The 10,489-nt window shown below is 67.6% G+C and carries 9 protein-coding genes; 1 reads left to right on the top strand and 8 read right to left on the bottom strand.

Annotated elements, in window-relative coordinates; all coding sequences use genetic code 11:
• Positions 1-27: 27 nt before the first annotated feature.
• From Q8M85_RS16100 to Q8M85_RS16070, 7 genes are all read right to left on the bottom strand, one after another.
• Positions 28-1,302: an ABC transporter substrate-binding protein gene (locus Q8M85_RS16100; protein WP_305546432.1), complete on the bottom strand. Its 1,275-nt coding sequence runs from the start codon at positions 1,300-1,302 to the stop codon at positions 28-30.
• Positions 1,303-1,398: 96 nt separating this feature from the next.
• Positions 1,399-2,724: a hypothetical protein gene (locus Q8M85_RS16095; protein ID WP_305546430.1), complete on the bottom strand. Its 1,326-nt coding sequence runs from the start codon at positions 2,722-2,724 to the stop codon at positions 1,399-1,401.
• A 71-nt stretch (positions 2,725-2,795) separates the two neighbouring features.
• A complete protein-coding gene (locus Q8M85_RS16090) occupies positions 2,796-3,377 on the bottom strand; it encodes an amino acid synthesis family protein (protein ID WP_305546428.1) in 582 nt (193 codons plus the stop codon).
• A complete protein-coding gene (locus tag Q8M85_RS16085; protein ID WP_305546426.1) occupies positions 3,370-4,221 on the bottom strand; it encodes a UPF0280 family protein in 852 nt (283 codons plus the stop codon). The genes Q8M85_RS16090 and Q8M85_RS16085 overlap by 8 nt, the downstream gene beginning before the upstream one ends.
• Entirely contained in the window at positions 4,212-5,642 is a 1,431-nt protein-coding gene (locus Q8M85_RS16080) for a 6-hydroxynicotinate reductase (protein ID WP_305546423.1), read from the bottom strand. Before Q8M85_RS16080 ends, Q8M85_RS16085 begins: the two co-directional genes overlap by 10 nt.
• Before the next feature lie 109 nt (positions 5,643-5,751).
• The gene (locus tag Q8M85_RS16075; protein ID WP_305546421.1) at positions 5,752-8,415 is read right to left on the bottom strand and encodes a molybdopterin cofactor-binding domain-containing protein; all 2,664 of its coding nucleotides are present in this window, start codon (positions 8,413-8,415) and stop codon (positions 5,752-5,754) included.
• On the bottom strand, positions 8,412-9,239 hold the full coding sequence (locus Q8M85_RS16070) for a xanthine dehydrogenase family protein subunit M (RefSeq protein WP_305546419.1): 828 nt from the start codon (positions 9,237-9,239) through the stop codon (positions 8,412-8,414). Before Q8M85_RS16070 ends, Q8M85_RS16075 begins: the two co-directional genes overlap by 4 nt.
• Before the next feature lie 98 nt (positions 9,240-9,337).
• Between Q8M85_RS16070 and Q8M85_RS16065 the strand changes: the two genes are divergently transcribed.
• Positions 9,338-9,757: a MarR family winged helix-turn-helix transcriptional regulator gene (locus Q8M85_RS16065; protein WP_305546417.1), complete on the top strand. Its 420-nt coding sequence runs from the start codon at positions 9,338-9,340 to the stop codon at positions 9,755-9,757.
• Here the strand turns inward: Q8M85_RS16065 and Q8M85_RS16060 are convergent.
• Positions 9,729-10,373 (bottom strand): TetR/AcrR family transcriptional regulator, encoded by a 645-nt coding sequence (locus tag Q8M85_RS16060; RefSeq protein WP_305546415.1) that lies wholly within the window; start codon positions 10,371-10,373, stop codon positions 9,729-9,731. The two genes, Q8M85_RS16065 and Q8M85_RS16060, sit on opposite strands and share 29 nt — an antisense overlap.
• Positions 10,374-10,489: the final 116 nt, after the last annotated feature.

The raw sequence follows: 10,489 nt of genomic DNA, 5'->3' as shown, positions 1-10,489 counted from the left end.
ACCCCCCCGATTGTCGGAAAGCGTGCGTCAGAAGGACATCGTCGTGTAATCGACCGCATCCTCGTAAAGCCCTTCGTCGATCGTTGTGGTATGGACTTTCACCAGCCTCCCGCCCTGCACCTGACTGATGTGCTGCGACCCGAAGACCTGATGCGTCTTGCCGTTGAAGCGCTTGGCCCCCTGCGGGCGTTCGATGCCATAGGGCAGGTCGGTGGTCGCCTCCATCGCCTCAACCAGCTTCTGCCGGTCTCCGGGTCCTGAATAGCCCGAAGCCTCCATCGCCTGCTTGATGAAGTACAGAGTCTCCCAGGTCGAGAACATATGGGAGTAGGTCGACACGTCCTTGGCATCGCTGACGCTGGCGCCGTTGTCGTCCACGCCCACGGCCGTGCGGTAATGGCCTTCATGCTCACCCGCATCGGCGGCCTTCACGCGCGGGTGCGCCTCCCAGAAATGCGAGCCTTCCAGGAATTCAAGTCCCGGCGTCGCGGTGTCCACCGCTTCCAGGCTGTCGATGAAGCCGAAAAGCGCGGGCTTCGCGCCAGTGCCGTAGAACTCGCCCAACTCCTTGACGAAGGTCAGAACCGCAGGGCCGACCATCACATGATACAGGACCTCGGTCTCGGCCGGGATCTGCGGGAAATAGCGGGTAAAGCTGGTTTCCGTGGGCGGCACGGCGATCTGGGCCACGACCTCGCCGCCCTGAGCCTGGATCGCGGCGGTGAAGAAGTCGCGGTGGTCGTGGCCAAAGGCGTAGTCCGGGAAGACCATCGTCACCTTCTTGCCAAGGTTCGCCGCCACCCAGGGCGCCATCGTCGAGATCTGCGCGCGGACATCGGTGATGCCGGGCTGCAGCGTCCAGCGGTTCAGCGCGCCGGAGGCAACGTGGTAGCCCTCCGAGCAGACGAGGTAGGGCACCTTCAACTCACCGGCCCTTGGAGCGGACCCCATGACGACATGGGAAAAGAGCGTCCCCATCACCAGGTCGCAGCCGTCCGATTGGGTCAGCTTGTCGACCACTTCCGAACCCCGCTTGGGGTCAGTCGCGTCGTCCTCGAACAGGATCTCGACGGGGCGACCCGCAATGCCGCCCGCGTCGTTGATTGCCTTCAGCGCGGCCTGGGCCGTGCGCTCGTACCAGCGCCCGTAGGCCGCGCCGATCCCGGTGCGGTGCAGCTGGAAGCCGATCTTGATGGGCGCGGCCTGCGCGCCGACATAGCCCGGCAGCGCGGCGGTCAGAAACCCCGCGCCCCCGGCCATCAGAAGCCCGCGGCGGGTGGGATGAAGCAATCCTCTGGTCATGTCCGTCTCTCCACTGTTGCGGCCTCTCTTCGGGCCCTTGGTTGTCATTGGGGCGCCACAGCCCCGGGATTGTCCAGTAGTGTCATCCGGTTCCGGTCATCCGCTTCTGGCCGTGGACAGCAGCCAGAGGCCCAGGACAGTGTACCCCACCATGAGGAGCGTCATCGGCAGGTGCGCAAGCGGCCGCGCGCCCTGCCCCGCCAGCTTCAGGCCCAGAAGCACCGCCAGCAGATGCGCGCCCAGGATCGCAGCGAATTGCAGGCCGTAGATCACGGGCATGACCCGCGGGTCGGTCAGAAAGCCGAACGAGACGAAGAACGGCGGCAGGCCCAGCCAGCTGTCCCCCGTCATCAGTGGGTCATTCAGCGCAGCCAGGGTGTATTGCCCCGCCGTGAGCAGCATCACCAGATAATGCGCCGCGTGGTAGCCCGCCGCGATGGCAAGGAACGACAGCATCACCGGCCCGGTCTGAAAGCCTCCGCCGATCCGGCGGCCCAGGATGATCGACCCCAGGATGAGGCCCAGCGTCAGCACCCAGACGGCCAGAAGCCCTCCCGTGTTTTCCCACATCACCGCGCTGCGCCCCGTGGGTTCCAGCGGGTTCTCTCCGATCAGCGCCTGCCACCAGAACGTCTCGGCCAGCCCGTCGAAGGTCAGCGCGGCAAGGGCAAGGCTGACGAAGACCACAGCCGACGGAGAGAGCGGCGGCATCGACAGGACCTGCGTGCCCGGCCAGCCGCGCATCAGGCGGGCGCGCTTGCCCGCGGTCTCATGCCAGATCGGGGCAACCTTTGCGATGAAACCGAAGAGGACGGTCAGGAATTCGCCTTGTGACAGCCAGTCCTCACCCTCGAGCACGGCCAGGACGAAGATCACGCCCCAATAAGCCACCGCGACCTGGGCAAGGACGGCAGGATCGTCGGGGTAAAGCGAGACCATCTGGAACCACACGAAGCCCGCGTAACCTGCAACGGCGGGCCAGTGGCCAAGACGTTCAAGCCCGATCCCGCCCGTGCGGCCAAGCAATGTGCGGGCAATCCGAACCGGGCCGGCCCAAGGGTTCAGGGGGCGCCAGAGGTTGCCAAGGAGCATCGACCCAAGCGGCACCACAATCCAGACCCCCGTCCAGAAAACCAGCGTCATCAGGTTATGCATCGGGTCGCGCTCACCGTAGAGACCGACAAAGACCAGGGCGAGGAAGATCAGGAACGACAGATAAGAGACCAGCGTGCCGGGCAGCAGCAACCGGCGTTCGCGGACCAGGCGCGGTTCCATCATCGGCAGGCGGTGGGCCGCAACGCCCATCAGCGCCGTCAGTGCCACCGTCAGCGCGGCGGCGGTGATGTAGTGTCCGGTTGGCAGTGTCAGGATAACCGAGGGCGGCAGGGCGCAGGCGAAGGCGAGGCCGGGGGTCAGGACCACGGCCAGACCGCTTGCCCCCAAAGTTTTCGAAAACTTTGGGCAAAATCCTTCGAAGGATTTTGGGTTGCCTGTCACCTGAGGCCGTCCTCCCCCTTCACCTGGTGTATCTCCAGTCCGCCCATGCGGCTATGCACCCGACCGCCCCGCGCCATTCCAAGCGCGAAGAGCACCTCGTTCGCCCGCGGCGCGTCGGCACAGGCGAGCGTGATTGCGTCGAACCGCGACCGGACATAGGCCGCATTCAGGTGCCCAAGCGGCAGGTCCAGCGTCGCGCCCATGCCGCCAACCTTCATCACGCTGGGAACTATGGCCCGACATTCACCAAGCCGTTCCCGCATCCCGTAGCCGCCCGCGACATGCCAGAGCGCGCCATGTTCGCTTTCGCCACCTTCGCCCACGATGGCGCCCTTGCCGTAGGCGTCGATCCCCTCGCGGCCGCCAAGGACGAAGACCAGACGGTCGGTCAGCTCCAGCGCCAGGGGCTTCAGGTCCTCCATCGCGGGGTGCAGGTCTGCACTGTAGCGGCCCGCATAGGGGTTGGCGCAGATCGCGTAGATCGCCCCCCGGACCGGCGGCGGCTGAACCAGCGGCCCGCCTTCGTGCCGGATCTCTTCCAGCTGCACCACGATCTTGCGGACTGCGAAATCAGCCACTTGCTTCCTCCCTCGCCAGTGCCAAGGCACCAGTCATCCGTGTTTCACCCTGCAGGAAAAGTGCCGCGCCTTCAATCAATCCCCGCGCGCGGAAGGCTTCCGCCGCCCGCAGCCCCGCCGCAAGCGCGTCCGCCCGCTCATGGGCGGCAAGGCGCGGCACAGCGACGGTCACCCATCGGTCCCCAAGGTCGCTGTCGCATTGCACGTCCCGCGCCGGGCGCCGCTGGATTTCGGGATGACCAACGTCCACCGCATTGGCCACCATCGTCGCCGCCGCATCGGCCATCGCCGCCGTCCGGGCGACCACCGTCACCGCATCCGCGATCCCCAGCGAGAAGCTGCGTCCCTTCCAGCCAGAGGTCGCGATGCCCCGGACCCGATCGGCAGCGCGCACCGTCACCCGGTCCAGTGGCGAGGCGGCGAGCGCACAGGTCAGGCTTTCCCCCGGCCCAAGCCAAAGCGCGATGTCGCCCCCGTTGTTGGCATAGGCGCGGGAAATGCCGGGTCCGGTAAGCGCCGCCAGTACCTCTTCGGCGACCGCCCCCGCAACTGCTGCCATCGGAGTGATGAAGGCCGGGCGGAACGGGGCAACGGCCGCGGCCATCCGGCGGGCGATGGTGCCGGTTACCTCGGGGATCTGCGACCGCAGGGCGGGCAGTTCGGCCACCAGGTCACCCAGGACGCCGGCAAATCGGGCCGCGGCGCGGGCATATGCGGCGCGGACAGCGGGCGCATCGCCGAAAGCCTGGGCAACGATGTCGATGGGGCCGTGCTGCAGGTGCAGGCGCCCGTCCGGCAACAGGGCGGCGACGGCTCCATGCGGGCGGGGAAAGGTCAGGGCCATGCTTCCACCCTTGCAGCTGTGGGATACTCGCCCCCCTCGACGACCGACTGGTCCAGCGTGCGGATATTCTCCTCGTGGCCCCCCATTGCGAGGTAGTCAGCCCGAGAAAGGGTGAACTCCAGCGGCGCGACAAGCGCCGGCGTCGGGACATGGCCGAAAGCCCCCTTGGGCAGCCGGGTGACATCGACCATGAAGGTGATCCCGCCGCCGGGCCAGATGTAGGTCTCGGCGCCGCCCGAGGTCAGCCGCGTTGCCCCGGCCTGGACCGAGCGGGTCAGGCGCACCGGGTTCTTCGCCACTCCGGCGCGCAAAGACCCGCCAGCCCCACCCACGAACAGGACCGTGCAGAGCGAGGATTCGCAATTTTCGTCAATGAGTTCGACCGAAGCCTTCAAGTCCTGTGGCAAGTCCTGCGGGACAGGTCGCAGGCTGTCGTCCAGGACATAGTAGGCGAATTGCTCGCCCGTGGTCGAAACCATCAGCAGCCGAAGGCCGGGCCGGGCACCCTTTTTCGGGTTCCACTCGCCAAGGATCTCCAGCGGGTCGGTCAACCGGGTGCCGCCCCAGCCCTGGCCCGGTTCGGAGACGCGGAAGTAGCGGCCGGGCGTCGACCTGTGGCCCTTGATGCGGATGCCCGTGGGCGGCCAGCCGATCACCTTGCCCGCCTGATGTTCACTGACGACTCCTGTGATGTGGTCGTCGACCACCACCACCTCGTCGACGAGGCCCTGCCATTGCATCGCGAACATGCCGATCGTGGCCGAGCCGCAGCCGACCCGCATCCGGCGTTCGCGGACCCCGTCCACGATGGGAGCCTGCCCCGCCTGCACCAGAACGGTGGACCCGTCGTCGATCGCCAGTTCCACCGCTTCGCCATTGCACAGCGCCAGCATCGCAGCGCAGGTGACGCGCCCCTCGGCCTTGGTGCCTCCGGTCAGGTGGTGGACGCCACCGATGCTGATCATCTGCGACCCGTATTCCGCCGTCGTCACATGCCCCACGGGTTCGCCCTCGACCCGCACCACCGCGCCTTCCGGGCCAAGGAAGCGGTCGGTGTCGATCTTCACCTTGACCCCGCAGTAAGAGAAGATCGCCTCGGTCACCACCGTGACCATGTCGGCTCCGTCCACCTGGGAGGCGATGATGAAGGGCGCGGGCTTGTAGTCCGGGTAAGTCGTGCCCGAGCCGATGCCGGTGACGAAGGCGTCCGCCGGGACCGGCGCGCCGTCCCAGTCCCGCGCGGCGAAGGGGACAATTCGGCCCCCGGACTCGACGGTGTGCGACAGCATGACGACGGGGTCGGTCCGCACGATCCGGCCGCCCGCGTTGGCATAGCGGTCGCAGGCCCCGGTCTGACCCGGCGCGATGTAGCACATCACCGGGCAGGCATCGCAGCGGATCTTTTCGGGGGCGTCGGTCATCTGCGCCACCCGCCGGGGGCCAGGTCCCCATGCCAGCGGCTTCTCGAACCGATGGCGCACCCCCCGGCAAACCCCGGGATATTTGGGCAAAGATCAAAGGCACCGTGCTTCATGGCAGGGCCTCGCGAATGCGATGCGGCAAGGCGGGGACGCGGGTGATCTCGGCCCCGGTGGCATGGCGGATCGCGTTCAGTATCGCGGGAGCGGTCGGGATCAGGACGTGCTCGCCCAGGCCCTTGGCGCCGAATGGGCCTTCTGGATCGGGGACCTCGATCAGGAGGCTCTCGATGGGCGGGACATCGCCAAAGGTCGGGATCAGGTAGTCGTGCAGGTTCTCGGTCCGGCCGGGAAGGTATTCCTCCATCAGGGCCATGCCGATCCCCTGCGCGATGCCGCCCTCGATCTGGCCTTGTGCGAGCATCGGGTTGATTGCGCGGCCGACGTCATGCGCTGCAGTGATCTTCACCAGACGAACCGTGCCAAGTGCTGCGTCCACCTCCAGCTCTACCATCTGCGCCCCGTAGCCATAGACCGCATAGGGTGCGCCCTGGCCGTCGGCATCAAGCGGCGACGTGGGCGGGTCATAGCTGGCTTCGGCCGTCAGGGCATGGCCGTGGGCATCGACGGGAAGCGCGGCAAGGTCGATCCGGGCCAGCGTTTCCCGGTCGCGTACGGTTAGGGCAGAGCCGTCCAGCGCAAGTGTCGCGCCCATTCCGGCATTGGCGCGGCGCAGGATCTCGGCCCGCAGGCCCTCGGCGGCGGCCTTGGCGGCACGGCCGGTGACGTAGGTCTGCCGACTTGCCGAAGTCTTGCCCGCATCCGGGGTCAGCGCGGTGTCCGGGCCGACCAGACGGAAGGCGGTCAGCGGCAGGCCCAGGGCCTCGGCAGCGATCTGGGCAATGACGGTGTTCGAGCCCTGACCGATGTCGGTCGCACCCTGGTGCAGGACAACCTCGCCTTCAGGCGACAACCCGATGCGGATGGTCGATGGGTTGGGAAGGGCAGTGTTTCCGCAACCGTACCAGCAGGAGGCGACGCCAACGCCCCTGCCCTTGCCGCCCGAGGCCTGGGCAAGGGCGCGGGTCCAGTGCGGTTTCAGCGCCATGAGGCAGTCGTGGATGCCGACCGCGCGCAGGACCTGGCCGGTGGCGGACGGATCGCCGTCGCGGAGCGCGTTTCGCAGCCGGAACTCCAGCCGGTCGATCCCGGCCTTGTCCGCAAGGCGGTCGTAGAGCGTTTCCTGCCAAATTGCGCCTTGCGGCACGCCAAAGCCCCGGAAGGCCCCCGAAACCGGCCCGTGGGTGTGGATCGCTCGGGCCCTGGCGGTGATCGCCGGTGTGAGGTAGGGGCCCGAGACATGGACCGGCACCCGGTTCGCCACCGTCGGCCCCCAGCTGGAATAGGCGCCGGTGTTGAAGCGGCCCTCGAACTCTACCGCCGTGATCCGGCCCTGCGCATCGCAGCCGATCCGGCCCTGCATCTCGGCCGGGTGGCGCTTGGTGGTCGAGGTCATGCTTTCGCCGCGCGTGTAGACCATCCGGCAGGGGCGCCCGGTCTTCAGCGTCACCAGCCCGATCAAGGGTTGGAGCGAGATATCAAGCTTGGAGCCGAACCCCCCGCCGGTGGCCGAAGGGATGATGCGGACCCGGCCGATCGGCAGCCCCAGGATCGCAGCGGTATCCTCGCGGTCCATGCCGGGGGCCTGGGTGCAGGCGCGGATGACCAGCGTTTCGCCGTCCAGCCAGGCGGCTCCCGCTTCGGGCTCGATGTAGGCGTGTTCTACGAAGGCGGTGGTCATCCTGCCCTCGACGACATGGGCGCTGCTTGCAAGCGCGCTGGCCACATCGCCCTTGACCACGCGGCCTTCGACCAGAAGATTGCCGGGGCGGTTGGGATGAAGGAGAGGACCTGCCTCGGCAGCCTGGGGCGTCACGAGGGGGTCCAGAGGCGTCCAGGCGATCGGGAACCCGGTCAGGTCGGGGTCTGCACCTGGCTCGAAAGCCACCAGGGCCACACATTCACCCCGGAACCGGGCGGGAGAAGCAGCGATGGCGGGCTGGTCGGCGAAGGGCGGGATCACCGAAAAGGCGTTGCGTCCAGGGATGTCCGCCGCAGTGAACACCGCACTCACTTCGGGGCGGGCGCGGAAGGCCGAGAGGTCGCCGATGACAAAGGCCGCATGTGGATACGGCGAGCGGACGGCTGTCACCACCAGTGCACCCTCCGGCCGTTCGTCGGCCCCGAAGCTGTCGCCCGCGACCTTGGCGGCCCCGTCCAGTCGGCGGACGCTGGTGCCGACCCCGCCCTTGGGCAGCTCTGGCATGACAGCACCCAGGCCGGCCGCCACCACAGCCGCGATGATGCTGCGGTATCCGGTGCAGCGGCAGAGGACTCCCCCAAGCGCCTGCTCCACCTCAGGTTCGGAGGGACGGGCGCTGCGGGTCAGCAGGTCGGCAGCCGTGAGCAGCATCCCCGGCGTGCAGATGCCACATTGCGCCGCCCCATGCGCATGAAAACTTTCCCGCAGCCGGGAAAGCTCTGGCGTCTCGCCCTCGATCGTTGTGACCATCCGTCCCTCGACCCGGGCAGCCGGCGTCAGACAGGCGCAGACCGCGGCGCCATCCAGTAGAACCGTGCAGGCCCCGCAATCGCCCGCATCGCAGCCCACCTTGGTTCCGACCTTGCCCAGCCGCTCGCGCAGAGTTTCGGACAGGCGCTCGGTGGGGGGAGCGTCCACGTCGACCAGCGCGCCATTCAGAGAAAAGCGGATCATGCCACAGCCTCTGCCACTGCCCGGCGGACAAGCTCGACCGCTGCCTCGCGCCGATAGGCCGCGGTCGCCCGCACATCATCGATCGGGGCCAGCGCCGCCGTCACGTCCTCTGCCCGGATTCGGTCTGCCACTTCAGACACTGGTGCATCCCGTAAGGCCGCCTCGACTGCGGGCAGCCGGACGGCCACGGGCGCACAGGACCCGACCGCCACCGCCGCCTCTGTCACGCGGCCCGCGCGGACCACAAGCCGCGCCGCCACCATCACGATCGAGATCACCAGATGCGACCGCGCCCCCAGCTTCACAAAGGCCGACCGGCCCTGCAGCCCGCTGTCCGGGATCAGGATCGCAGTCAGGACCTCGCCCTGCCCCAGCGCCGTGCGCCGCGGTCCGCGCAGGAAATCCATCAGCGCCAGCCGCCGCGTTCCAGAGGTCGACGCCAGTTCGACCTTCGCCCCAAGTGCCAGCAAGGGCGGCACGCCGTCAGCTGCTGGCGAGGCATTGCAGATATTGCCGCCGATGGTTCCCGTATTCTGCACTTGGCGACCGCCGACCTGCTTCGCCGCCTGCTGCAGGGCCCGCAGGGCTGGCGGCAGACTGGCCTCGGCAAGCATGGTCCATGTCGTCGCTGCACCGATGCGCAGACCCGGTCCCGACTGCACCCCCGCAAGCCCGGCGACAGTTGCCAGATCGATCACGGGACCCGCCAGCCGCGCCCCTGCGCCGGGATAAAGGTCGGTCCCGCCGGCAAGCAAACGGGCCTCACCCCCGGCCAACAGCCGTAGCGCCTCGGTCAGCGTCTGGGGTCGGGCATAGTCCGGCACGGCAGCCCCGAAATCATTTGCGTAACAACAGACTGTGGCCCCCGTGGGATTCTGTCAACGGCCTTGCACCGATCCACCGCAAGTCGTATCGCGGAACCATGACCGATGCCAAAGCCTATCGCCTTGACGACCAGATCGGCTATGTCCTGCGCCGGGTGACGCAGCGGCATCTGGCGATCTTTGCGGCCGCGATCCCCGAGGTCACGACGACCCAGTTCGCCGTGCTGGCGCGGCTTGCCGAGATCGGGCCGCAGTCGCAGAACCACCTCGGCCGCGAGACGGCGATGGATGCGGCGACGATCAAGGGCGTCGTAGACCGACTGGCAAAGCTGGGCTATGTCACGACAAACTCCGATCCGGCCGACCGCCGCCGCCTGACCGTCAGCCTGACCGATGCCGGAGAACAGCTTTTCGCCAACCGCGTGCCAACCGCGCTGTCCGTCTCGGCGCAAACCGTCTCACCCCTGACAGAAGACGAGGCGCGGCTTCTCAAGGACTTGCTGGCGCGACTGACGTAGGCGCGTGCCGTGCCCGGAAGGCCGCGACCTCGGCTTCGGCTGGTGCAACCCCGGAAAAGGTCAGCACATAGGCCGGGATACGGCTCATTCGGACCTCGAAACTCTCCAGCGACCGCAAAGCGATATAGCCCACCTGCGTCAGATAGAGCGTGCGCGCCCGCGTGTCGGCCTGGGTCTCGTCATAGCCGAAACGCCGGAAAAGCGCGGTGATCGCCGCGATCCGTGTCGCGTCGGCCTCGGACATTGCCTGCCCGACCGCCGCATCCGTCAGCGCCCAGGTCCGCATCGCGAACTCCAGCCGGCTGTCGAACAGCTGCGCGTCCACCCAGCAATCGACAAGGTTCAGCATCGCCTCGGTGATCGTCGCGGCGGGCGCCTCGCAGCGGGCCACCAGAATGCCGGTGTTCCTGGCCTTCCAACGGTCGATCAGCGCCGCCAGAAGCGCCTCGCGGTCCGGGAAATGCCAGTAAAAGCTGGTGCGCGACAGGCCAAGTCGCTGGGCCAGGGGCATGACCTTGACCGCCTCGACACCGCCCTCCACCAAAAGCTCATAGGCCGCCTCCAGCCACAGATCGGGCGTCCCCCGCCAGCCGCGCTCGGTCATCTGCGTAGTCATGTCGTCGACCTAACCATCCCATTACCCCTCGCACAAGGCGGATCAGAACAAACTCGACACATATGTCAAGTTTTGCCATAGTCGTTGGACGCGACGATTCCCACCCCCAAGCCAGG

Source organism: Tabrizicola sp. (assembly GCF_030694085.1).
Taxonomy (GTDB): domain Bacteria; phylum Pseudomonadota; class Alphaproteobacteria; order Rhodobacterales; family Rhodobacteraceae; genus Tabrizicola.
The sequence above is the reverse complement of the archived record's forward strand: the minus strand, read 5'-3'. Positions and strand labels throughout refer to the sequence as shown.